This window comes from Streptomyces sp. NPDC005017 (assembly GCF_042873115.1).
Classification (GTDB): domain Bacteria; phylum Actinomycetota; class Actinomycetes; order Streptomycetales; family Streptomycetaceae; genus Streptomyces.
Genome location: NZ_JBIALD010000013.1, coordinates 48,166 through 71,032, shown reverse-complemented (window position 1 = coordinate 71,032; position 22,867 = coordinate 48,166). Strand labels below are relative to the sequence as shown.

Below are 22,867 nucleotides of genomic sequence, written 5' to 3'. Positions count from 1 at the left end.
CGCGGCCGTGGGGTCGTCCGCCCGGCCGTGGGGCCTCCGCCTGGCACCTCACTTGGCGTCCGCGTAGCACTCCACCACCGCCGTGGTGAACGGAAACCTGACCGGTGTCTCCCCGAAGGTCAGCCGTCCCGCCAGCTCCGCCGCCGCCCTGATGGCCCGGACGACGGTGTCGGCCTCCTCGGCCGGGCAGTGCACGATCACCTCGTCGTGCTGGAAGAAGACCAGCTCGGCGGAGAGGTCCGCGCAGGCGCGGCGCAGGGCGGCGAGCAGCAGCAGGGCCCAGTCGGCGGCGCTGCCCTGGACGACGAAGTTGCGGGCGAAACGGCCGCGGGCACGGGCGTTGGTGGAGGCGTAGCCCGGTACCCACTCCTGGCCCGGGGTCTCCTCGGACCCCTCGTCCTGGGGGAGCCCGGCCTCCTCGGCGGAGTCGGCCGCGCCCACCGCGGGCGGGCAGGTCCGACCGAGCCAGGTCCGCACCAGCCGGCCCTCCTCGCCCGCGCGGGCGGCGTCGTCGACGTAGGCGACCGCCCTGGGGAAGCGGCGGCGCAGCGCGGCGAGGTTCTTCAGGCCGTCCCCGGAGGTCTGGCCGTACACCGCGCCCAGGACGGCGAGTTTGGCCTGTGCGCGGTCGCCGGAGAAGGCCCGGTCGGACACCGACTGGTAGAGGTCGCTCTCGCGGCCCGCCACCTCCATCAGCCCGGGGTCGCGGGAGATCGCGGCGAGCACACGGGGTTCCATCTGGTCGGCGTCGGCGACGACCAGCCGCCAGCCGGGGTCGGCGACGGCGGCCCGCCGGATGACCCGGGGGATCTGAAGGGCGCCCCCGCCATTGGTCACCCAGCGCCCGGTGACGGTGCCCCCGGCGACGAACTCCGGGCGGAACCGGCCCTCGCGCACCCAGTCCTGGAGCCAGGACCAGCCGTGGGCGACCCAGATGCGGTACAGCTTCTTGTACTCCAGCAGCGGCTTCACCGCCGGGTGGTCCACGCTCTCGATCTCCCAGCGGCGGGTCGAGGTCACCTTGACCCCGGCCCGGCCGAAGGCCTTGATCACATCGGCGGGCAGATCGGGCCGCACCCGGTGGCCGAAGGCGGCGGAGACCTCGTCGGCCAGCTCGGCCAGTCGGCGCGGCTCGCCCCCGCCCGCGTACCGCTCGCCGAGCAGTTCGTGCAGGACGCTGCGGTGCACCTCCGCGCTCCACGGCAGTCCCGCCGCGTTCATCTCGGCGGCCACCAGCAGGCCCGCCGACTCGGCGGCGGTGAGCAGCCGCATCCGGTCCGGGTGCGCGGTCGCGTCGTGCCGGCGCTGCTGCTCGGCGTACACGTCGATCAGGTCCCGCAGGGGTACGTGCGTTCCCTGCGGCTCGAACAGCGGGGACTGCGCGCCCGGTTCGGCGGCGCGCTGGCGCGGGTCGGCCGGCACGGGGCCGCCGCGCAGCCGGGCGAGGGCCGCGGCCGCCGAGCGCGGCTCGCCGTACCGGCCCTCGTGGCCGAGGAGCAGTATCTCGGCGTCCTCGATGTCGTAGCACCGCTCCACTCGCACCCCCGCGGCGAGCAGACGCGGATAGACCTCGGCGGTGGAGCGCCACACCCACCGCACGACCCCGGGCCGTCCGCGCACGGCCCCGGCGAGGTCGGGCTCCCAGGTCACCGGCCCCGCGGGCAGCCCGTCGGGACCGAGGGCGGCGACCTCCACGCCACCGTCCTCGGCCGGAGCGAGTGCCCAGCGGTCGGCCATGCCCCGAGTGTGACACCGGGGTCTGACAACGGCCCTGACCAGCTGATTCACCGTGTGGGCCGGGTCTGGTCGGCGCAGCTTGTACGCGCGGTCTGCGCCTGCGCGGAGCGCATCCGGCCGGTTCAGTCCGTGTCCGGCCCGCGGTCCGTGTCCGGCCCGTTCAGTCCGTGTCCGCTTCCGAGGCCTCGGGCTGCTGGGCGGCGACCAGCAGTGCCAGCGCCTCCGACAGCCACTGCTCCACGGCCGCCTTGGTGATGCCCAGCCCGTTCAGCAGGCCCTCACCGTTCTCGAACTCCAGCAGGGCCAGCAGGATGTGCTCGGTGCCGATGTAGTTGTGTCCCAGGCGCAGGGCCTCGCGGAAGGTGAGCTCCAGGACCTTCTTGGCGTCGGGCCCGTAGGGAACCAGCTCGGGCGCGTCCTCGACGGCCGGCGGCAGCGCGGCCTGCGCCGCCTGGCGGACGGTGTCGAGCAGGACGCCCTGGGAGGTGACCGCCTTCGCGGCGAGGCCCTCCGGCTCGGCGAGCAGGCCGAGGACCAGATGCTCGGGCCGCCCCTCGGCGTTGCGCGCGGCGACGGCCTCGTTGTGCGCGGCGGCGATGGTGTTCCGCGCGCGCGGGGTGTAGCGGCTGAAGCCCTGACTGGGGTCGAGGTCGGCCGACTCCTTCGGCACGAACCGCTTCTGGGCGGCCTGCCGGGTGACGCCCATGCTCTTGCCGATGTCGGTCCAGGAGGCGCCCGAGCGCCTTGCCTGGTCGACGAAGTGGCCGATCAGGTGGTCTGCCACGTCGCCCAGGTGCTCTCCGGCGAGCACGGCGTCCTGGAGCTGCTCGAGCGGTTCCGCGTGGACCTTCTTGATGGCCGCGATGAGGTCGTCGAGGCGTACGGAGGTGGTGATGGCGGAGTTCTTCGTCATGTGTCAACCGTAGGTTGCGCCTCAGGGCACTGTCAACCGGTGGTTGACACTTGCCCGGGTCTCGTCCGGGCCGCCTCCGCGCAGGGTCCCCGAACCGCCGGGTGAGACCATCGACCGGTGAGCACCTCCACCACCGTCGAACGTGCCTTCGAGGTCGCGCTGTACGGCGACACGCCCGGACACGCCCTCGACACCGCCGCCTCCCTGCTCGCCGCCGACCCCGCGGCGGACCCCGAACTGGAGCGGCGAGGCCGGGAGTTCGTGGAGACGGCCTGGCGCCGCGGCTGGCAGCCCGCCGACGTCGTACGACTGGTGCGGCGGGACCTGGACGACGTCCACGTACGGCTGCTGGCGGCCCTGGTCCGGGCGCAGGTGCCGGACGACGGCCCGCGTGGGCCGCGCTGGAACGCCCAGCTCGCCGAACTGCCCGCGGACCCGCCGCGGCGGACGGACCGCTTCACGCACGCCACGTCCGTGCTGGAGCTGTACCGCCTGCTGCTGCGGCTGCCGTCGCTGGAGCCCCTGGACCGCCCCGGGGCCGGCCGGGCGGGCGGCGCGCCGCGCGGCGAGTCCAAGATGCTCACCCGGATCCGCGCGCTGCTCGCCAAGGCCGAGGCGACGGGCTACCCGGAGGAGGCGGAGGCGCTCAGCGCCAAGGCGCAGGAGCTGATGGCGCGGCACAGTGTGGACGAGGCGCTGATCGCCGCGCGGGCGCCGGCCCCGGACGCGCCCGGGGCCTGCCGGATCGGCGTCGAACCGCCGTACGAGCAGGCCAAGGCGGTCCTGCTGGACGCCGTCGCCACCGCCAACCACTGCCGGGCCGTGTGGAACGAGCCCCTCGCCTTCTCCACGGTCGTCGGCTTCGAGGCCGACCTGGAGGCCGTCGAACTCCTCTACGCCTCACTGCTGGTGCAGGCCACCACGGCCATGACCCGGGCGGAGGCCGCCCAGCGGGCCGGCGGCCGCAAGCGGACCAAGACCTTCCGGCAGTCGTTCCTGGCCGCGTACGCGCATCGCGTCGGCACCCGGCTCGAGGCCGCCGCGGAGACCCAGGTGACCGACGACCTGCTGCCGGTCCTCGCCTCCCGCCAGGTCGCGGTTACCACCGCGACCGACCGTCTCTTCCCGGAGACGACCACGAGCCGGCTGCGCGGGGTCAGCGACGAGGCGGGCTGGACGGAGGGCTCCCGGGCCGCCGACCACGCGGAGGTCCGCTCCCGCCACCGCCTCGGTTAGCCCCGGCCCGGCGTGCGATGCCACCGCCTCGGTCAGTCGCCCGTCTGCTGGAACGGGGTGACCGACGCCTCCGGAGCGTCCGCCGTCCCGGCCACCGGGCCGTACGACCACGGGAAGTCCTGGCTCTCGGAGGCTCCCGGCAGGGTGAACCGCAGGGTCTGCACGTCCAGGGAGCCGGTGCCCGCCTCCCCCCTGACGTAGGTCAGGGTGACGGAGGTGGACGCGCCCTCCGCGAGGGTCAGGGTGGTGGCGTTCGCGGCCGGGTCCGGCGCGACGGCCGCGGCGGTGTCGGCCGTGCGCAGTTCGATCCCGGGGAAGCCCTTCAGGGTGCACTCGGGGCCGTTGTTGGTGACCGTGACGGGCAGGTTCCCGGTGTCCCCGGCGGCGGGCGCGGCGTTGGCGGGCCCGGCCTCCACCTTCACGTTCCCGACCGCGCAGGCGCCGCCGGCCCGCGGCTTGGGGTCGGAGTCGTCCGAGCCCCCGCCGCCACAGGCGGTCAGCGCGAGACTCGCGGCAAGGGCGGCGACGGTGATGCGAACGGCACGCATGGGCTGGTCCTCGGTGGCTCGGGTGGATGCCCAAGGATCATGCCGCACCCGGCCGCCCACCGCGCGCCGACCCCGCGGCCCGACCGTCCACCGGCCTCGGCCTACGCGACCGCCCGCGGCCCGCCGACTCCGGCGCCCGCGACCATCCACCGCTCGCCGGCCCCGACGTCCGCGACTGCCCGCCGCCCGCGACCCTCATTACTCGCCGGCCCCGACGCCCGCGACCGACCGCCGTTCACCGGCTGCCAGGCATGTGACCATCCACCGCTCGCCGGCCCCGACGTCCGCGACTGCCCGCCGCCCGCGACCCCCACCACTCACCGGCCCCGACGCCCGCGACCGACCGCCGTTCACCGGCTGCCGGGCACGCGACCATCCACCGCTCGCCGGCCCCGACGTCCGCGACCACCCCCCGCACCGCCCCGGCCGTACGGGAGGCCCCGGAGCCGCCCCGCCCTCGCCGAGGACCCCGTCGAAAGGTCCCGTACATTGACAAAAAGACCTGGTTCCGGGCGCTGAAGGAGACCTCGCGTTCGGGCCTGGCGGTGGAGCGCAGGCACCTGGAGCCGCTGATCGCGTTGCGCGCGGCCGCAGGGCTCGGGATCACCATCGGGCTGTGTCTGTGGACGCTGGGCCCGGAGGCGGCGGCGAGTTCGGCGTTCCGCGCTTTCCAGGCGGCCCGCGCACCGAACGGTCCGCGGAATCCGGCGCCCCGCCGAGCGCCGGCCGGTTCGGCGCGCGCCCACAGCCCGCCCGGGCAGCCGGCGCGGACCGGTCAGCCCAGCCCGCCCGTCGGGAACCCGGAGGGCAGCTTCCCGCCCTCGGCGCGCTGGTACGTCTCCTGCCCGAGCCGCCCTTCCCAGGTGACCTTCAGGGTCGTGCCGTCGACGGAGTCCACGGTGCCCAGGGCCCGGTCGTCGCCGCCGGTGGTGCAGGTCAGCCGGATCGACCCGGCGCTCGCGCTGCCGCTGCACACCATGCCCTTGGAGCCGAACAGCGCGGCCTGCTCCCCCGTGACGACCAGGCCGACGGCGCTGCCCTCGGAGGTGGTGAGCCAGGTGCCCTCCAGCGTGTCGCCGGCCGCCGGCGTGGCGCCGCCGTCCGGGGTCGCGCTCGCGGAGGGCGACGTGGCGCCGGGCGTCGGTTCGCCGTTCCCCTGGCCGTCGTCGGTGCAGCCGCTCAGGACGAGCACGCCCGTCAGCCCCGCGGCCACCGCCGCGCCCCGCAGCCGCCTGCGCGCCAAGCGCGCGTACGTCGCCGAATGCACTGCGAGCCCCCAGGGTGTGACGGATCTGTACTGCCGGACGAAACGCTCGGACGCTACCAGCCCGTAACCCCGCCGGAGCCTGTGAGATCCGGCACCCCCGCGGGGACGAGTCGCCCGCCCCGTACGGGAAACCCGGCACCCGATGCGGAAATCCGTGAACCGGGAAACGCGAACGCAGGAAGAAGCGCTATACGGAAGGCCGGGATCCGGACAATCAGGAGGCCGGGATTCCCCTCCCGCCCGGCCCGGGGGTGGAACAGGATCGCCCTTCGGAGCGTCCATACCTGGTGTACGGAGGAACTGATCCGGACGATCGGCGGGGCGGCGCCCGGCGCGGTAAAACCGCACGACACGGCGTACGGCAGGGAAGATCATGAACAGGGGCAGGCGGTCGTGTGTCAGGTGATCGCCGCGGTAGTCCTTGGCAGCCCGCCTACCAGGGCGTATGCGCGGCTGTAACCACAGGACCACCCCGCGTGCACGTGCATCTACCCATGCATCTGCACATGAACAACGTTATGATCCGGCACAGTTGACCAATGCATCAATGGCCACACCAGCCAGTGCACCACCGGGGAGCGACCTGTGGACCACGACGTGTACAACGGCATGGCCGCGACGAAGCTGCGGGACGTGGCCTGGCAGAAGAGCCGCCACAGCAACTCGCAGGGTTCTTGCGTGGAATTCGCCCGTCTTCCGGGCGGCCGCGTAGCCGTGCGCAACTCGAATTTTCCCGACGGCCCGGCGCTGGTCTACACGCGCGCCGAGATCGAGGCGATGCTCCTGGGCATCAAGGACGGGGAGTTCGACCATCTGATAGCGGGCTGACCGCGGTGGCACGAGCCAACGGGCGGCGGAACGGCCCGCGTTACCGTGTGACGCGCGTAGAGTCCGGGCGACGGGACGTGCCGCGTTCCGTCACCCGTCCGACGGAAGCCGGAACAGCGCCCAGACGACCTTTCCGCTGAGCGTGCCGGCCAGCGGATGCCATCCCCAGCTGTCGCTGAAGGAGTCCACCAGGAACAGACCCCGTCCCGATTCCGCGGAGAAGTCGTCGGAATCGCGCGCGACGGGACTGTCGTTGCTGGGATCGCGCACCGCGCACATCAGCCGCTCGGTCCACCGCATCAGGTGAAGCCGTACGGACGGCTCCTGCTGCGGCACCCGCACCCCGGCCGCCCCGCCCTCCGGCAGCGCGTGCCGCAGCGCGTTGGTCACCAGTTCCGACACCACGAGGCCGACGTCGTCGAACCGCTCGTCGAGGTCCCACTGCTCAAGGGTTCTGCGGGTGAACTGCCGTGCGTCGCGGACGGCTTCGTAGCGAGCGGGGAGGGCGCAGGAGGCGGCGCTGGACACGGCCGCGGGGTCGAGCGGCGGAAGGCCCTGCCGTAACGGCTTGAGCATGGTCGATCCATTCGTCCCCATGCGAGGCACTCCCGGGAATTCGCGGTCGTTGCGATGCAGCGGTGGCGCGGCACCATGGTTTCGGATGCGTAGAGCAGATGCAAGGGCAGATGCACGTGCACGTGACCGAATTGGTCGCTCCCGTACCGCTTCTTAGCCATTTTTTCTGCCATCTTCGACCCCCCGACCGGTCTGCCGCCGCACTGGTTCTCTGTTGAATCTTTGGCTACTTTCCGTCTCTGTAATCGGGCGAGTACTGCTCGAAGTGTTTTAGTGGCAGACTGCGGGCCCTGAAGACTTGGGGAGGCTGGCGAACGTGAGCGCGGGAGAGCCCGGATCGGTGGTGCGGCGCATGCTGCTCGGCTCGCAACTCAGGCGACTGCGCGAGGCGCGCGGGATCACCCGTGAGGCGGCCGGGTACTCCATCCGTGCCTCCGAGTCGAAGATCAGCCGGATGGAGCTGGGCCGGGTGAGCTTCAAGACGAGAGACGTCGAGGATCTGCTGACGCTGTACGGCGTGACCGACGAGACGGAGCGCAACGCACTGGTCTCCCTCGCCCGGGAGGCCAACGTGGCGGGCTGGTGGCACAGTTACTCCGACGTGCTGCCCAACTGGTTCCCCACCTACGTCGGATTGGAGGGCGCAGCCTCCCTGATCCGTGCGTACGAGGTCCAGTTCGTGCACGGCCTGCTCCAGACCGAGGGCTACGCCCGCGCGGTCGTGCGGCGCGGTATGAAGGGCGCGAGCGAGGCCGACGTCGAGCGGCGGGTGGCGCTGCGCCTGGAGCGGCAGAAGCACCTCGTCGACGAGAACGCCCCGGACTTCCACATCGTCCTGGACGAGGCGTCCCTGCGCCGCCCCTACGGCGACCGCGAGGTGATGCGCGGCCAGCTCCAGCATCTGATCGACATCTCCGAGCGGCCCAACGTCCGCCTCCAGGTGATGCCGTTCGGCTTCGGCGGGCACTCCGGGGAGAGCGGCGCGTTCACCATCCTCAGCTTCCCCGAGTCCGACCTGTCGGACGTCGTCTACCTGGAACAGCTGACCAGCGCGCTGTACCTCGACAAGACCGAGGACGTCACGCAGTACGAGGCCGCCCTGAAGGAGCTCCAGAACGACAGCCCGGGACCCGACGAGAGCCGGGATCTTCTCCGAGGTCTCCTTCAACTGTCTTGAAACACAAGTACGATGACGCTTGATCGGACCGTGAAGCCGTTCGGGGGCCGGTACTTCCCGCCGTGACCGCTCGACCGCTTCGTCTGCTTCTCCGGCAGGGGATTGAGGGAGCGAATGTCGTCCTACTTCACCGACCTGGCACAGCAGTACATCGACGGCGAGTGGCGTCCGGGCTCCGGTTCCTGGGACATCATCGACTTCAACCCGTACGACGGCGAGAAGCTGGCCTCGATCACCATCGCCACCGCCGAGGAGATCGACGAGGCCTACCGCGCCTCCGCGCGGGTGCAGCGTCAGTGGGCCGAGACGGGCGCCTTCGCCCGCCGCGCGGTGCTGGACAAGGCGCTGCGGCTGGTCGAGGAGCGCGAGCCGGAGATCGGTGAGGCGATCGTCGCCGAGCTGGGCGGCACCCGGATGAAGGCCGCCTTCGAGCTGCACCTGGCCAAGGAGTTCCTGCGCGAGGCGATCGGCATGGCCACCCGGCCCGAGGGCCGGATCATCGCCTCGCCGGACGAGAACAAGGAGAACCGCCTCTACCGCGTCCCCGTGGGCGTGGTCGGCGTGATCAGCCCCTTCAACTTCCCCTTCCTGCTGTCGCTGAAGTCGGTCGCCCCGGCGCTCGCGCTCGGCAACGGCGTCGTCCTCAAGCCGCACCAGGACACCCCGGTCGTCGGCGGCACCCTGATCGCCAAGATCTTCGAGGACGCGGGCCTGCCGGCCGGTCTGCTCAACGTCGTCGTCACGGACATCGCCGAGATAGGCGACGCCTTCATCGAGCACCCGGTGCCCAAGGTCATCTCGTTCACCGGCTCCGACAAGGTCGGCCGCCACGTGGCCACCGTCTGCGCCGCGCACTTCAAGCGCACCATCCTCGAACTGGGCGGCAACAGCGCCCTGGTGGTGCTGGACGACGCCGACCTCGACTACGCCGTCGACGCCGCGGTCTTCAGCCGCTACGTCCACCAGGGCCAGGTCTGCATGGCCGCCAACCGGGTGCTGGTGGACCGCTCGGTGGCCGAGGAGTTCACCGAGAAGTTCGTCGCCAAGGTGAAGTCCCTGAAGGCGGGCGACCCGCGTGACCCCGAGACCGTGATCGGCCCGCTGATCAACTCCTCCCAGGCGGAGGCCGTCTCGGGCATCGTCGAGCAGGCCGTCGCCGAAGGCGCCACCGCCCTGGTGCGCGGCGCCACCCGCGACAACCTCGTCGAGCCGACCGTCCTCACCGACGTCCCGGCCGGCTCCCCCCTGCTGCGGCAGGAGGTGTTCGGCCCGGTCGCCTTCCTCGTCCCGTTCGACGGTGAGGAGGAGGCCGTGACCCTCGTCAACGACACGCCGTACGGCCTGAGCGGGGCCGTGCACACGGCGGACGTCGAGCGCGGCGTGCGGTTCGCCCAGCGCATCGACACCGGGATGTTCCACGTCAACGACGGCACGACGCACGACGAGCCGCTCGTCCCCTTCGGCGGCGAGAAGAACTCCGGCGTCGGCCGCCTCAACGGCGAGAGCACCCTCGACGCCTTCACCACCATGAAGTGGATCTCCGTACAGCACGGCCGGAGCCGCTTCCCCTTCTGACCGGCCGCCCCGCGGAGCCGGTTCTCCTTCTGGGCGACGCCCCGCGGAGAACCCGTTTTTCCCGCGCCACTTTCGCCACCCGGGCCCTTGCGGACAGAACCTGACCGCAAGGGCCTGTAGTTTTCCCGGTGTCGGAGAGAACGACGGCGAACACGGCGAAAGGCGACGGGAATGGTCACTCATGTGCGAGCGGAGCAGCCGGGCGACGAGCGGGGAGCGCTGCTCTCCTTCCTCGCCGAGCAGCGCGGCGGCATCCGGCGCTCGGTGCTCGGGCTGACCGACGAGCAGGCGTCCTCGCGGCCGAGCGCGAGCGAACTGAGCCTGGCGGGGCTGGTCAAGCATGTCGCCGAGGTCGAGCAGGGCTGGGTGGCGCGCGCCAAGGGCGAGCAGCCGGCCGTACGGCGGGACGAGACCAACTGGCACGAGAACTTCCGTCTGACCGGCGACGAGACGCTCCAGGGGCAGCTGGACCTGTGGGAGAAGGTCGCCGCCGAGACGGAGGCGTTCGTCCGGTCGGTGCCCAGCATGGACGACACCTTCGCGCTGCCGGACGAGCCCTGGTTCCCGCCGGACGAGCGTGTCTCCATGCGCTGGCTGGTGCTGCACCTGATCCGCGAGACCGCCCGGCACGCCGGTCACGCCGACATCGTCCGCGAGTCCCTGGACGGCAGGACCGCCTTCGAGCTCGTCGCCGAGGAGCAGGGCGGCTCCTGGGGGTGAACGGGGCGCGGAGGCGGGGCTCTACGCTGGCCCCATGTCAGCGATCCGTCTCCTCGTGCTCGGTGCCGTGCGCCAGCACGGGCGGGCCCACGGCTACCAGGTGCGCAACGACCTGGAGTACTGGGGCGCGCACGAGTGGTCCAACGCCAAGCCCGGCTCGATCTATCACGCCCTGAAGCAGATGGCGAAGCAGGGCCTGCTGCACGCGCACGAGATCGCGCCCTCCACGGCCGGCGGCCCGCCCCGCACCGAGTACGAGATCACCGACCTGGGCACGGCCGAGTACCTCGGCCTGGTCCGCGAGGCGCTGACCAACTACGACCAGAAGACGGACATGAAGTCCGCGGCGATCGGCTTCATGGTCGATCTGCCGCGGGCCGAGGCGGTGGCGCTGCTCAAGGAGCGCATCCGCCGCATCGAGGAATGGCGCGGGGCCGTCACCGAGCACTACGTGCCCGAGCAGGGCCCCGGCCAGCTCGGCCACATCGGCGAGATCATGAACCTCTGGATCCACACGGCCGACGCCGAGGCCGAGTGGACCCGGGGCCTCATCGAGCGCGTCGAGGGCGGGGCGTACGTCTTCGCGGGCGAGGGCGACCCGTTCGTCGGCGTCCTCGCCGAGGGCCAGGAGAACCCCTGGGCGACGGGGGAGCGGCACCCGGGCGACGCCCGCTGACACGCATCTGAGCTAATCAAGTTTGACCACCAGCCTCCCGGGTATTACCGTGAGTCTGTAGTCAAGTTTGACTAGCGAGGGGAGCGGGTGGCTCGTGACCGGTACGGCGATCGCCGTGGAAGGCGCACGCAAGACATACGGAGACAAGAACGCCCTGGACGGACTCGACCTGACCGTCCCGAGCGGCACGGTCCAGGGCGTGCTGGGCCCCAACGGCGCCGGGAAGACGACCCTGGTGCGGATCCTGTCCACCCTGCTGCGGCCGGACGCGGGCCGCGTCGAGGTGGCAGGGCATGACGTCCTCACCCGGGCCCGTGAGGTCCGCCTGCGCATCGGCCTGCTCGGTCAGCACGCGGCCCTGGACGAGGAACTGGGCGGCCGCCAGAACCTGGAGATGTTCGGCCGCCTGTACCACCTGGGGGCCCGCCGCGCGGGCGCGCGCGCCGACGAGCTCCTGGAACGCTTCGGCCTGGCCGACACCGGCCGCAAGGCCGTCAGGCAGTACAGCGGCGGCATGCGGCGCCGCCTCGACCTCGCCGCGTCCCTGATCACCGACCCGGAGGTGCTCTTCCTGGACGAGCCCACCACGGGCCTCGACCCGCGCGGCCGCGCCGAGGTGTGGGACGCGGTCCGCTCCCTGGTCGGCGGCGGCACGACGGTCCTGCTCACCACCCAGTACCTGGAGGAGGCCGACCAGCTCGCCGACCGGATCTCGGTGGTCGACTCCGGCCGGATCGTCGCCGAGGGGAGCCCGGACGAGCTCAAGTCCGCGCTCGGCGGCGACCGCGTCGAGGTCGTGCTGCGCGACGCCGGCCAGCTCGGCGCGGCCGTGGCCCTGCTGCCGCTGCCCAGGGACACCGTCTCCGTCGACCCCGACCGGCGGCTGCTCAGCGCCCCGGTCACCGACCGCATGACCGCGCTCGCCGAGGTCGTACAGGCGCTGCGGGAGGCCGGGATCGAGGCCCAGGACATCGCCCTGCGGCGGCCCACCCTGGACGAGGTGTTCCTGCACCTGACGGGCGACGGGCACCGAGTGAAGGAGACCGTGTGACCACCTACGCGCTGACCGACTCCTGGACCATGACCCGCCGCGAGCTGGCCCACTGGGCACGACAGCCGGTGCAGGTCGTGGTCGCCCTGGTCTTCCCCGTGATGCTGATGCTGATGTTCGGCTACCTCATCGGAGGCGGGCGCGGCGTCCAGGGGGAGTACCTCGACTACCTGATCCCCGGCATGCTCGCCCTCACCATGGCCTTCGGCCTGGAGGGCACCATGATCGCCGTCACCCAGGACCTCACCAAGGGCGTCGTCGACCGCTTCCGCTCCATGCCGATGGCCGACGGGGCGGTGCTGGTCGGCCGGTCCGTCGCCGACATGCTCCAGTCGGTGCTGGTGCTCGCCGCCCTCACGGGCGTGGGCCTCGCCCTCGGCTGGCGGACCCACGGCGGCCCGGCCGCCTTCCTCGCCGCGATGGGCCTGCTCCTGCTCTTCCGCTTCGCCATGCTCTGGATCGGCATCCACCTGGCCCTGGTGGCCGGCCGCCCCGAGATGGTCCAGGCGGTCCAGATCCTTGTCTGGCCCGTCGGCTTCCTCTCCAACGCCCTGGCCACCCCGGCCTCCATGCCGGACTGGCTGGGCACGGTCGTCGACTGGAACCCCCTGTCCCACACGGCCACCGCCGTACGCGACCTCTTCGCCGCCGACCCGGTCGACACGGCCGACGTGTGGTCGGCCGTGGCCTGGCCGCTCGGCCTGCTGGCGGTGTTCTTCCCGCTGGCGGTGAGGCGGTTCGGGCGGCTGAGCCGCTAGGCCCTGTCGTAGAACTCCCGCCTGCCCCGCGACGCCGTGCACGCTCCCCCACTTCGTGGGAGGTGCCCCCACTCGCCGCACCGGGCACCAGCCCGAGTACGTCCGGTACGAGGGCTTGCACCCGGCACTCCCCCGGAGGGGGACCCCCAGAGCACGCACCTGACGCCGCGGGGCCGCCCTCCGGGCGACGACGGGAGTCCGACGACAGGACCTAGGGCCCTTCTGACGGATCTCCGCGCGTCGCGACGCCCGGCACCGACCAGCGGCAGAATCCGTCTTGCACCTCACGTCGCGTGAGGCCCGACCGTGGAGGGCGTACCGAGAAAGGAGCGGAAGGTGAGCTACTCCGTGGGACAGGTCGCCGACTTCGCCGGGGTCACGGTGCGCACGCTGCACCACTACGACGCCATCGGCCTGCTCGCCCCGGGCGAGCGCAGTCACGCCGGTCACCGGCGCTACACCGACGGCGACCTCGAGCGGCTTCAGCAGATCCTGTTCTACCGGGAGCTCGGCTTCCCCCTCGACGAGGTCGCCGCCCTGCTCGACGACCCGGACGCGGACCCGCGCGCACATCTGCGCCGGCAGCACGAGCTGCTGACCGCCCGGATCGAGAAGCTGCGCAGGATGGCGGCGGCCGTGGAGCACGCCATGGAGGCACGCACGATGGGGATCAGTCTCACGCCCGAGGAGAGGTTCGAGGTGTTCGGCGACAAGGACCCCGAGCAGTACGCCGAGGAGGCGGAGCAGCGCTGGGGCGGCACCGAGGCCTACGCCGAGTCGCAGCGCCGCACCGCGCGCTACACCAAGGAGGACTGGAAGCGCATGCGGGCCGAGGTGGCCGACTGGGGCGAGCGCTACGACGCCCTGATGGCCGCGGGCGGGCGGCCCGACGGCGAGGCCGCCATGAGCATGGCCGAGGAGCACCGGCAGCACATCTGCACATGGTTCTACGAGTGCCCGTACGACATGCACCGGGGCCTGGGCGAGATGTACGTCTCGGACGAGCGCTTCAAGGCGTTCTACGACACCATGCGCCCGGGCCTGGCCGAGCATCTGCGGGACGCGATCGCGGCGAACGCCTCCCGGCACACCTCGTGACGCCGCCGCCCGGGAGTGAGCCGTTCACTCCCGGGCGGTCCGGCCTCACCACGGTCGGGTCACTCCCGGGCCACGACCACCGCGGTCCCGTACGCGCACACCTCCGTGCCCACGTCCGCCGCCTCCGTCACGTCGAAGCGGAAGGCCAGCACGGCGTTGGCGCCACGCGCGCGTGCCTGCTCCACCAGCCGTTCCATGGCCTGGTTGCGGGTCTCCACCAGCGTCTTGGTGAGCCCTCTGAGCTCACCGCCGACGAGTGACTTCAGACCCGCGCCGATCTGGCTGCCGAGATGGCGGGAGCGGACCGTCAGCCCGAAGACCTCGCCGACGACCTGCTCGACCCGGAATCCGGGGATGTCGTTCGTCGTCACGACCAGTACGTCCGGCTGGGGCCCCTGGCCGCCGCCGTAGTCATCGATGCCCATGTCTCACAGCTTTGTCCCCGTGGACCCACAGTGCATCCTGGAGTCACCCGGTGGAACCCGGGGCGGCCGCCGGGCGTTGATAGCTTTGGCCCGGCCGCACTGGACGCCGCCGTACCTCTCACCCCTCAGGAGCCCGGAACCGTGACGACGCTCGCACTCGGACCGAGCTGGCTCGACCCGAACCACCTGCTCGACACCTTCGGCATCTGGGGCCTGCTCCTGATCGTCTTCGCCGAGTCCGGGCTGCTCATCGGCTTCTTCCTGCCGGGCGACTCCCTGCTGTTCACGGCGGGCCTGCTGATCGCCTCCGGTCAGCTGGACTTCCCGCTGTGGGCCGCGATCCTGCTGATCTGCCTCGCCGCGATCCTCGGCGACCAGGCGGGCTACATGTTCGGCAAGAAGGTCGGCCCGGCCCTGTTCAACCGCCCGGACTCCCGCCTGTTCAAGCAGGAGAACGTCACCAAGGCCCACGAGTTCTTCGAGAAGTACGGCCCGAAGTCCCTGGTCCTGGCCCGCTTCGTGCCCATCGTGCGCACGTTCACGCCGATCATCGCGGGCGTCAGCGGCATGCGGTACCGCTCGTTCCTGATCTTCAACGTCCTGGGCGGCATCCTCTGGGGCGCCGGGGTCACGCTGCTCGGCTCCTGGCTGGGCAACATCGACTTCGTCAAGAAGAACATCGAGGCGATCCTCATCCTGATCGTCCTCCTCTCGGTCGTCCCGATCATCATCGAGTTCCTCAGGGCCCGCTCCCAGGCCAAGAAGAACCCGGCCCCCCAGCAGCAGACGGCGGCCCCCCAGCAGCCGTACCAGCCCCACCCGCCGATGGACGACGCCACGACCCAGCTCCGCCGCGTCGAGCCGGACGACCAGAACGACCCGTACGGCAGCCAGTACGGCCCGGACCAGGGCTACGACCAGCAGCACTACGCCCAGCCGGCCCCCGACCCGTACTACAACGGCCACCAGCAGTACGACCAGGGCTACGACCAGAACCACAACCAGCCGTACACCCCCCAGCACCACCAGAACCAACAGCAGTACCCGTACCCCTACAACCAGGGCTGACAAGAACGCCCCCAAAGGGGCGCGAGGAACTGCGCAGGCTTTCTAGCAAGGGGCGCGGGGAACTGCGCAGGTTTTTCAGGGGCGCGGGGGGCTGCGCGACAAGCCACAACGACCCCGCACCCGAACGACCTCGCAAGAGGGGACCCGGTGCCTCAGAACCCCCGCGTCCGCTTCGCCGCCCTCCGCTCACCGCCGGAGGCAACCGGTCCGCGCAGGAACAACCGCGACACCTCCGACCCCAGATTCACCCCGATCGCGATAGCCATCGCCAGCGCCGCAGCCTTGGTCAACGACCCCAGCCCGCTGTCCACCTCGTTCTGCGCGATGGACAGCAGCCCGAAATACGTCGCCGACCCCGGCAGCAGCGGCCCGATCGCCGCGGTCGTGTACGGCAGCGCCGAGGCGTACCGGTACCGCGACAGCAGCTGCCCGAACAGACCGACCACCCCCGCCGCCACCGCCGTGGAGGCGACCGGCGACAGACCGCCCGCGTAGTGCATGGCGCCGTACACCGACCACGCCACGCCCCCGTTGAGGGTGACGGCGAGCACGGTGGACCGTTCCTGCTGGAGCAGCACCGCGAAGGTCAGGGACAGCAGCATCGAGGCGACGATCTGCACGACGGGCCGCTCGGCCAGCACCAGCGCCTCGTCCGCCTTGAGCTCGGCACCGAACTGGACGCCGAAGTACAGCACCACCAGCACGCCCACGACGATGCCCACGAACAGGTACATCACCTCCAGCAGACGCGCGGCCGCGGTGATGTAGAAGCCGGTCAGACCGTCCTGCACACCCGCCACCAGCGCCCGCCCGGGCAGCAGCGCGAACAGCCCACCGGTGATCACGGCGGAGGCCTTCACGTCGACATGGGTGAGGGTCAGCGCGACCCCTATCGCCGCGGGCGGCATCGCGGCGACCGTGAACTGGTAGAACTCCGGCAGCCCGCGCCCCGCGCACAGCCACGCCAGCCGGTCGCCGAGCATCGCGCCCAGCGCGGCCGCGACGAACACGATCACATCACCGCCGACCAGCAGCGAGGCCGCGCCCGCCAGCAGCCCGCTCGCCGAGGTCAGCACCCAGGTCGGATACGGGTGCCGGTTGCGGCGGATCTCCGCGAGCCGCCGGTAGGCCTCCTCCAGCGAGACATGGGTCGCCGGGTCGCTGAGGTCGTCGACGAGCTGGAACACCGCCGCGAGCCGCGTGTAGTCGGTGCCACGGCGCCGTACGGTACGGGACGCCGTCACGGGGTCGTCCACCAGCGACGGCTGGTACGAGATCGACAGCAGCGTGAAGGTGACGTTCGGCTCGCAGCGGTCGAGACCGTAGGAACGGCACACCGCGAACATCGCCGTCTCCACGTCCTCGGCGCTCTCCCCGCCCGCCAGCAGCAGCTCACCGAGACGCAGCGTCAGGTCCAGCACGCGCGGGACGGCCGGACCGCCCTCCTCGGCGCGCTGCACCGGCTCCGGCGCCGGCCGCTCGGCCACCGGCATCCGCAGCATCGTGCGCATCCGGTCCTGCCAGGGCCCACCCTTGGTCAGACTCACCAGCGGTATCCCGGTGGCGGGCGTGAACGCCGCCGGAGCGCCCTTGGAGCTGTACGTGCTCGGCGCGGTGAACGCCGACCCCTCCGGCTCGGGACCGGGCGGCGAGGGGACCTCCAGCCCCTTCGGGACGGCGAACTCGGACGTCGTCGACGACTCCGTGTCCACCCCGTCCGCCGGACCGACCCCGGGAGGCGGTGTGAACGCGCTCCTCGCCTCGTCCGACTGCGGTTTGCGGTCCTCCGCTTCCGTCACTTAAAGCAGCGCTCCCTGTACGACACCGAACCAAGGTCAGTATGCGTACAGATAACCGGACGGGCCGCACGCATGCGTGCGGCCCGTCGTATCGGCTCTGCGGCAGGGGGCTCAGTGGCCGCCCTGCTCCTCGGCCCGCTTGTAGGACCGCTCGATCTCCTGCTCGGCCTCGACCCGGCCGACCCAGTTGGCGCCCTCGACGGACTTGCCGGGCTCCAGGTCCTTGTAGACCTCGAAGAAGTGCTGGATCTCCAGCCGGTCGAACTCCGACACGTGGTGGATGTCGCGCAGGTGCTCCACACGCGGGTCGGTCGCCGGCACGCACAGCAGCTTGTCGTCGCCGCCGGCCTCGTCCGTCATCCGGAACATGCCGATCGCGCGGCACTTGATGAGACAGCCCGGGAAGGTCGGCTCGTCCAGGATGACCAGCGCGTCGAGCGGGTCGCCGTCCTCGCCGAGAGTGTTCTCGACGAACCCGTAGTCGGTCGGGTAGGCGGTCGACGTGAAGAGTCGGCGGTCCAGGCGGATACGACCGGTCTCGTGGTCCACCTCGTACTTGTTCCGCGAACCCTTCGGGATCTCGATCGTGACGTCGAACTCCACCGGTGGCTCCTCCATGATCAGCGCACAGTTCTGGTGATTAAGTGTCCCTCACGCAGGTGTGTGATCGCGAAAGGGGCTGGTGGTCGTGCCAGAGCTCAGGCCGTGGCGGGTTGCGAGGCCCCGGTTGGTGCGGGCCGCGAACGCCGTACGACCCCGCCTCGCCCGGATCGCCGCAGCCGCGACACCGCGGTCGACGCGATGGGCACGGCCCACGAAACCGCAGGTCAAGCGGGTGAAAACCTGGCATTTCACCACGGGTGCCGGGGTGGCCGGACTGGCGCTGGCCGCCGGTGCGGTCACCGCAGCGGGTCCCTGGGACTCCACCGGTCAGCGTACGGCCGAGCGCGAGCGGGCGGTCGCCCGGCAGCACACAGGTGGCGCATCTCACGATCGCGGATCCATCAGGACGCCCGCCGCGCCGCGCCCCGCCCCCAGCGCCCCCACCGTGCTCACCGGCCTCGGCGGCTCCGCACCCGTCGCGAGGTCCGCGCCCGGCGCCCGCCCCCTCGCCGACGTCCTGGGCCCCCTGCTCCGGGACCCGGCGCTCGGCGACCGCCGAGCCGCCGCCGTCGTCGACCTCGCCACCGGCAGATCCGTGTACGGCAAGGCGGCCGGCGAGGCCCTGACCCCGGCCTCCACCACCAAGATTGCCACCGCCGTCGCCGCCCTGTCCGCGCTCGGCCCCGACCACCGCCTCACCACCCGAGCCGCCTTCGAGCCCGACACCGGCGAACTCGTCCTCGTCGGCGGCGGCGACCCCACCCTCACCGCCCGCGGCCACACCGGCGGCTGGGCCGACCTGCGCACCCTCGCCGACCGCACCGCCAGGAAACTCGCCGAACGCGGCGTACGCGAGGTCACCCTCTCCTACGACACCACGCTCTACACCGGCCCCGAACGTCACCCGATCGGGGAGAACGACAACATCGCGCCCGTCACCGCCCTGATGGCCGACGAGGCCCGCGTCGACGACTCCACCAGCGGCACCGCCACCCGCAGCAGGGAACCCGCCGCCGACGCCACCCGCGCCTTCGCCGACCTCCTCAAGGCCCACGGCATCCGCACCAGCGCCCCCGGACCCTCCAAGGCGACCACGCGCGCGCAGACCCTCGCCACCGTCTCCTCGCCGCCCCTGGCCACCCTCGTCGAGCGCATGCTGACCCACAGCGACAACGACATCGCCGAGGCTCTCGTCCGCCACACCGCCCTCGCCACCGGCCGCCGCGCCGACTTCGACGGTGCCGGACAGGCCGTGCACGCCCAGCTGAAGAAGCTCGGCCTGCCCGTCGCGGGCGCCGTCTTCAAGGACGGCAGCGGACTCAGCCGCGAGGACCGGCTCAGCACTCGCCTGCTCACCGCACTGCTCGCCGAGGCCGCCGACCCCGCCCGCCCCGAACTTCGCCCCGCCCTCACCGGCCTGCCCGTCGCCGGATTCACCGGCACCCTGAGCACCCGCTACGCCGACGGCGCCGCCGGCCTCGTCCGCGCCAAGACCGGCACCCTCACCGGCGTCAACGCCCTCGCCGGCACCGTCGTCGACCGCGACGGCCGCCTCCTGGCCTTCGCCTTCCTCGCCTCCGGCACGCTCGACAAGGACGCGGCCCAGATCGCCCTGGACCGGGTCGCCACCGCACTCGCCGACTGCGGCTGCCGCTGAGCCGGCCCCGGCGACGCCACGCCCGTCCGCAGCGCGCGACGCGACGGACGGGCCCGGCACCCGGCGCCCGGAACATCACCCACAAGCCCCGCCGCGAGCGCCCTGCCCCCGAGGGGGCCGCTCACGTACGGTTGACGCATGACGAGCATCGGTGGTGCCGCATCCGCTGGGATGATCGACTGGAACCTCGCCGTGGCGACCGCGACCCGCCTCCTGCGGCCCGGCCCCGAGATCAGCCGTGACGAGGCCCGCGCCGTCGTCGCCGAACTGCGCCGGCACGCCAAGGCCTCCGAGCAGCACGTGCGCGCGTTCACCCGCCTCGGCGGCGAGGACCTCGCCGACACACCCGTACTCGTCGTCGACCGGCCCGGCTGGGTCAAGGCCAACGTCGCCGGGTTCCGCGCCATCCTCAAGCCCCTGCTCGACAAGATGCAGGACCGCCGCTCCGGCACCCCCGGCGGCGCCGTCCTCGGGGCCGTCGGCGGCAAGGTCACCGGCGTCGAACTCGGCATGCTGCTGTCCTTCCTCGCCTCCCGCGTCCTCGGCCAGTACGAGACCTTCGCCCCCGGCACCCGAGACCTCCCCGGGGCCGGCAACGGCGGCGGCAGGCTCCTCCTGGTCGCCCCGAACATCGTCCACGTCGAACGCGAACTCGACGTCGACCCGCACGACTTCCGCCTCTGGGTCTGCCTGCACGAGGAGACCCACCGCACCCAGTTCACCGCCGTGCCCTGGCTGCGCGACCACCTCGAGGGCGAGATCCAGTCGTTCCTCGCCGAGACCGACGTCGACCCCGGCACCGTCCTGGAACGCATCCGCGAGGCCGCCCAGTCGCTCGCCGGAGGCCGCCCCGAGGGCGAGGAGGACGACGGCGGCCGCTCCTTCGTCGAACTCGTGCAGACCCCCGCCCAGCGCGAGATCCTCGCCCGCCTCACCGCCGTCATGTCCCTCCTCGAAGGACACGCCGACTACGTCATGGACGGCGTCGGCCCCGACGTCGTGGCCTCCGTCGCCGAGATCCGCGAGAAGTTCCAGCAGCGCCGCGCCAAGGGTGCCTCCCGCCTCGACCTCGCCCTGCGCAGGCTTCTCGGCCTCGACGCCAAGCTCCGCCAGTACCGCGACGGCGAACGCTTCGTCCGGGCCGTCGTCGACGAGGTCGGCATGGACGGCTTCAACCGCGTCTGGACCTCCCCCAACACCCTCCCCACCAAGACCGAGATCGCCAAACCGGCGGACTGGATCACACGGGTGCACGGCAGGACCGACACATGACACCCCGCGCGATCGGAGCGAGGGTATTCGGCCGACGGCAGTCGAACGCCCCTCCAATCACCCGTCCGAGGGACCGTGAGGCATGGACAGGCGTGCAATGCTCGGGGAACCGCCCATTTCTGTCACCATCGACACACTCTGAGTGACCGAACTCGGGCTCACCCCCGAAAACTTCATGAAGGGAACCGGACATGGGTCCCCATCCTGCGGTCGCGGCGATACGCCTGGCGGTCCGCCGCGTCCTCCACGACATCCTCACCGACCACCACTCCACACCACCCTCGACGAGCCCCCCGCACACCCCGCCGCCGCTCGTCCTCGTCGCCTGCTCCGGCGGCGCCGACTCCATGGCGCTCGCCTCGGCCCTCGCCTTCGAAGCCCCCAGGCTCGGCATCCGGGCCGGCGGCGTCACCGTCGACCACGGCCTCCAGGACGGCTCCGACCTGCGTGCCGGGGAAGTCGTCGTGCGCCTGCGCGAACTGGGCCTCGACCCCGTCGAGTCCGCCGCCGTCACCGTAGGCCGCGACGGAGGACCCGAAGCCGCCGCGCGCGACGCCCGCTACACCGCCCTGGACGCCGCCGCCGCCCGCCACGGCGCCACCGCCGTCCTCCTCGGCCACACCCGCGACGACCAGGCCGAGACCGTCCTGCTCGGCCTCGCCCGCGGCTCCGGCATCCGCTCCCTGTCCGGCATGGCCGCGGTCTCGGGGGCCGACGGCCGCTACCGGCGCCCCTTCCTCCAGCTCGACCGCCAGACCGCCCGCAAGGCCTGCCTGGTGCAGTCGCTGCCCGTGTGGGACGACCCGCACAACACCGACCCCGCGTACACCCGCTCCCGCCTGCGCCACGAAGGCCTGCCCGCCCTGGAGAAGGCCCTCGGCAAAGGCGTCGTGGAGGCCCTCGCCCGAACGGCCCAGCTCTCCCGCGACGACGCCGACGCGCTCGACGCCTGGGCCAGTCAGGCCGAGGCCGCCGTCCGTGACGCCACCGGACGCCTGGAGTGCGCCAAGCTGTACGCCCTGCCGCCCGCCGTACGCCGCCGGATCCTGCGCCGCGCCGCCATCGAGGCGGGCGCTCCGGCCGGTTCGCTCTTCGCCCGGCACATCGAGGAAGTCGACCGGCTGATCACCGGCTGGCGCGGCCAGGGAGCCATCAATCTCCCCGGCAGAGTCGTGGCCCAGCGCCAGGGTGGCAGACTGGTGATTCGGCAAGGCTGAAATCTCCCCCACGAGGGGAGACGACCCGGTCCCTCTTCACGGGAGGGACCGGACGGCCGGTGGGACGACCGAAAGTGATGCGGGTGGACGCGAAAGACATGGGTGCCGACCTCAAGCAGGTGCTCATCACCAAGGAAGAGATCGACGCGAAGCTGGCCGAGCTGGCCGCGAAGATCGACGCTGAGTACGCGGGCAAGGACCTGCTCATCGTCGGAGTCCTCAAGGGCGCCGTCATGGTCATGGCCGACCTCGCCCGAGCGCTGTCCACCCCCGTCACCATGGACTGGATGGCCGTCTCCTCCTACGGCGCGGGCACCCAGTCCTCCGGCGTCGTACGGATCCTCAAGGACCTCGACACCGACATCAAGGGCCGCCACGTCCTGATCGTCGAGGACATCATCGACTCCGGCCTGACCCTGTCGTGGCTGCTCTCCAACCTCGGCTCCCGCGAGCCCGAGACGCTGAGGGTGTGCACCCTGCTGCGCAAGCCCGACGCGGCCAAGGTCGCCATCGACGTCGAATGGGTCGGCTTCGACATCCCCAACGAGTTCGTCGTCGGCTACGGCCTCGACTACGCCGAGAAGTACCGCAACCTCCCGTTCGTCGGTACGCTCGCGCCCCACGTCTACGGCGGCTGACCCGAAGGGCCCAGTGCCGTACGAAGAT

General features: G+C 71.9%; 22 protein-coding genes and 1 pseudogene. 15 read left to right on the top strand and 8 right to left on the bottom strand.

Annotated elements, in window-relative coordinates; all coding sequences use genetic code 11:
• Positions 1 to 48: 48 nt before the first annotated feature.
• Both ACFYR0_RS21040 and ACFYR0_RS21035 read right to left on the bottom strand, forming a co-directional pair.
• A complete protein-coding gene (locus tag ACFYR0_RS21040; RefSeq protein ID WP_389329975.1) occupies positions 49 to 1,737 on the bottom strand; it encodes a bifunctional 3'-5' exonuclease/DNA polymerase in 1,689 nt (562 codons plus the stop codon).
• Positions 1,738 to 1,897: 160 nt separating this feature from the next.
• Positions 1,898 to 2,650, bottom strand: coding sequence for a Clp protease N-terminal domain-containing protein (locus tag ACFYR0_RS21035; protein ID WP_389329972.1), 753 nt, complete (start codon positions 2,648 to 2,650; stop codon positions 1,898 to 1,900).
• Positions 2,651 to 2,767: 117 nt separating this feature from the next.
• Between ACFYR0_RS21035 and ACFYR0_RS21030 the strand changes: the two genes are divergently transcribed.
• Positions 2,768 to 3,886 (top strand): DUF2786 domain-containing protein, encoded by a 1,119-nt coding sequence (locus tag ACFYR0_RS21030; RefSeq protein ID WP_389329969.1) that lies wholly within the window; start codon positions 2,768 to 2,770, stop codon positions 3,884 to 3,886.
• A gap of 32 nt (positions 3,887 to 3,918) precedes the next feature.
• Here the strand turns inward: ACFYR0_RS21030 and ACFYR0_RS21025 are convergent, their stop codons facing one another.
• Positions 3,919 to 4,434, bottom strand: a complete 516-nt coding sequence (locus ACFYR0_RS21025; protein WP_389329966.1) for a DUF4232 domain-containing protein — start codon at positions 4,432 to 4,434, stop codon at positions 3,919 to 3,921.
• Positions 4,435 to 4,922: 488 nt separating this feature from the next.
• On the opposite strand from ACFYR0_RS21025, the pseudogene ACFYR0_RS21020 reads away from it, so the two are divergent.
• Positions 4,923 to 5,120 (top strand): annotated as a pseudogene (locus ACFYR0_RS21020) (hypothetical protein); the annotation flags it as partial.
• An 89-nt stretch (positions 5,121 to 5,209) separates the two neighbouring features.
• Here ACFYR0_RS21020 and ACFYR0_RS21015 read toward each other — a convergent pair.
• Positions 5,210 to 5,677, bottom strand: a complete 468-nt coding sequence (locus ACFYR0_RS21015) for a hypothetical protein (RefSeq protein ID WP_389329963.1) — start codon at positions 5,675 to 5,677, stop codon at positions 5,210 to 5,212.
• Between the two features lie 633 nt (positions 5,678 to 6,310).
• Between ACFYR0_RS21015 and ACFYR0_RS21010 the strand changes: the two genes are divergently transcribed.
• Positions 6,311 to 6,529 (top strand): DUF397 domain-containing protein, encoded by a 219-nt coding sequence (locus tag ACFYR0_RS21010; protein ID WP_386384292.1) that lies wholly within the window; start codon positions 6,311 to 6,313, stop codon positions 6,527 to 6,529.
• Between the two features lie 90 nt (positions 6,530 to 6,619).
• Here ACFYR0_RS21010 and ACFYR0_RS21005 read toward each other — a convergent pair whose 3' ends face one another.
• Positions 6,620 to 7,126, bottom strand: a complete 507-nt coding sequence (locus tag ACFYR0_RS21005; protein WP_386384222.1) for an ATP-binding protein — start codon at positions 7,124 to 7,126, stop codon at positions 6,620 to 6,622.
• A 331-nt stretch (positions 7,127 to 7,457) separates the two neighbouring features.
• On the opposite strand from ACFYR0_RS21005, the gene ACFYR0_RS21000 reads away from it, so the two are divergent.
• From ACFYR0_RS21000 to ACFYR0_RS20970, 7 genes are all read left to right on the top strand, one after another.
• Positions 7,458 to 8,282, top strand: coding sequence for a helix-turn-helix domain-containing protein (locus tag ACFYR0_RS21000; RefSeq protein ID WP_386384294.1), 825 nt, complete (start codon positions 7,458 to 7,460; stop codon positions 8,280 to 8,282).
• A gap of 114 nt (positions 8,283 to 8,396) precedes the next feature.
• On the top strand, positions 8,397 to 9,857 hold the full coding sequence (locus tag ACFYR0_RS20995; RefSeq protein ID WP_389329960.1) for an aldehyde dehydrogenase family protein: 1,461 nt from the start codon (positions 8,397 to 8,399) through the stop codon (positions 9,855 to 9,857).
• A 171-nt stretch (positions 9,858 to 10,028) separates the two neighbouring features.
• The gene (locus ACFYR0_RS20990) at positions 10,029 to 10,577 is read left to right on the top strand and encodes a DinB family protein (protein WP_389329957.1); all 549 of its coding nucleotides are present in this window, start codon (positions 10,029 to 10,031) and stop codon (positions 10,575 to 10,577) included.
• 34 nt (positions 10,578 to 10,611) lie between these two features.
• The gene (locus ACFYR0_RS20985; protein WP_389329954.1) at positions 10,612 to 11,253 is read left to right on the top strand and encodes a PadR family transcriptional regulator; all 642 of its coding nucleotides are present in this window, start codon (positions 10,612 to 10,614) and stop codon (positions 11,251 to 11,253) included.
• 94 nt (positions 11,254 to 11,347) lie between these two features.
• The gene (locus ACFYR0_RS20980) at positions 11,348 to 12,304 is read left to right on the top strand and encodes an ATP-binding cassette domain-containing protein (RefSeq protein ID WP_389329951.1); all 957 of its coding nucleotides are present in this window, start codon (positions 11,348 to 11,350) and stop codon (positions 12,302 to 12,304) included.
• Positions 12,301 to 13,062: an ABC transporter permease gene (locus tag ACFYR0_RS20975; RefSeq protein ID WP_389329948.1), complete on the top strand. Its 762-nt coding sequence runs from the start codon at positions 12,301 to 12,303 to the stop codon at positions 13,060 to 13,062. Before ACFYR0_RS20980 ends, ACFYR0_RS20975 begins: the two co-directional genes overlap by 4 nt.
• Before the next feature lie 336 nt (positions 13,063 to 13,398).
• Positions 13,399 to 14,160 carry a MerR family transcriptional regulator gene (locus tag ACFYR0_RS20970; RefSeq protein WP_389329945.1) on the top strand — a complete coding sequence of 254 codons (762 nt, stop codon included), beginning with the start codon at positions 13,399 to 13,401 and terminating at the stop codon, positions 14,158 to 14,160.
• 59 nt (positions 14,161 to 14,219) lie between these two features.
• Here ACFYR0_RS20970 and ACFYR0_RS20965 read toward each other — a convergent pair whose 3' ends face one another.
• Positions 14,220 to 14,585, bottom strand: coding sequence for a YbjQ family protein (locus ACFYR0_RS20965; RefSeq protein ID WP_386384235.1), 366 nt, complete (start codon positions 14,583 to 14,585; stop codon positions 14,220 to 14,222).
• A gap of 141 nt (positions 14,586 to 14,726) precedes the next feature.
• On the opposite strand from ACFYR0_RS20965, the gene ACFYR0_RS20960 reads away from it, so the two are divergent.
• A complete protein-coding gene (locus tag ACFYR0_RS20960) occupies positions 14,727 to 15,653 on the top strand; it encodes a VTT domain-containing protein (RefSeq protein WP_389329942.1) in 927 nt (308 codons plus the stop codon).
• A 152-nt stretch (positions 15,654 to 15,805) separates the two neighbouring features.
• Here ACFYR0_RS20960 and ACFYR0_RS20955 read toward each other — a convergent pair whose 3' ends face one another.
• Both ACFYR0_RS20955 and ACFYR0_RS20950 read right to left on the bottom strand, forming a co-directional pair.
• Positions 15,806 to 17,452 carry a threonine/serine exporter ThrE family protein gene (locus ACFYR0_RS20955; RefSeq protein WP_389329939.1) on the bottom strand — a complete coding sequence of 549 codons (1,647 nt, stop codon included), beginning with the start codon at positions 17,450 to 17,452 and terminating at the stop codon, positions 15,806 to 15,808.
• 111 nt (positions 17,453 to 17,563) lie between these two features.
• Entirely contained in the window at positions 17,564 to 18,055 is a 492-nt protein-coding gene (locus ACFYR0_RS20950; RefSeq protein WP_386384241.1) for an inorganic diphosphatase, read from the bottom strand.
• A 79-nt stretch (positions 18,056 to 18,134) separates the two neighbouring features.
• Here ACFYR0_RS20950 and dacB point away from each other — a divergent pair, with 79 nt between their 5' ends.
• From dacB to hpt, 4 genes are all read left to right on the top strand, one after another.
• Positions 18,135 to 19,712: a D-alanyl-D-alanine carboxypeptidase/D-alanyl-D-alanine-endopeptidase gene (gene dacB / locus ACFYR0_RS20945; RefSeq protein ID WP_389329935.1), complete on the top strand. Its 1,578-nt coding sequence runs from the start codon at positions 18,135 to 18,137 to the stop codon at positions 19,710 to 19,712.
• Between the two features lie 138 nt (positions 19,713 to 19,850).
• On the top strand, positions 19,851 to 20,984 hold the full coding sequence (locus ACFYR0_RS20940; RefSeq protein WP_389329932.1) for a zinc-dependent metalloprotease: 1,134 nt from the start codon (positions 19,851 to 19,853) through the stop codon (positions 20,982 to 20,984).
• 191 nt (positions 20,985 to 21,175) lie between these two features.
• Positions 21,176 to 22,201, top strand: a complete 1,026-nt coding sequence (gene tilS, locus ACFYR0_RS20935; RefSeq protein WP_389329929.1) for a tRNA lysidine(34) synthetase TilS — start codon at positions 21,176 to 21,178, stop codon at positions 22,199 to 22,201.
• A gap of 77 nt (positions 22,202 to 22,278) precedes the next feature.
• The gene (gene hpt / locus ACFYR0_RS20930) at positions 22,279 to 22,839 is read left to right on the top strand and encodes a hypoxanthine phosphoribosyltransferase (RefSeq protein ID WP_389330363.1); all 561 of its coding nucleotides are present in this window, start codon (positions 22,279 to 22,281) and stop codon (positions 22,837 to 22,839) included.
• Positions 22,840 to 22,867 lie beyond the last annotated feature (28 nt).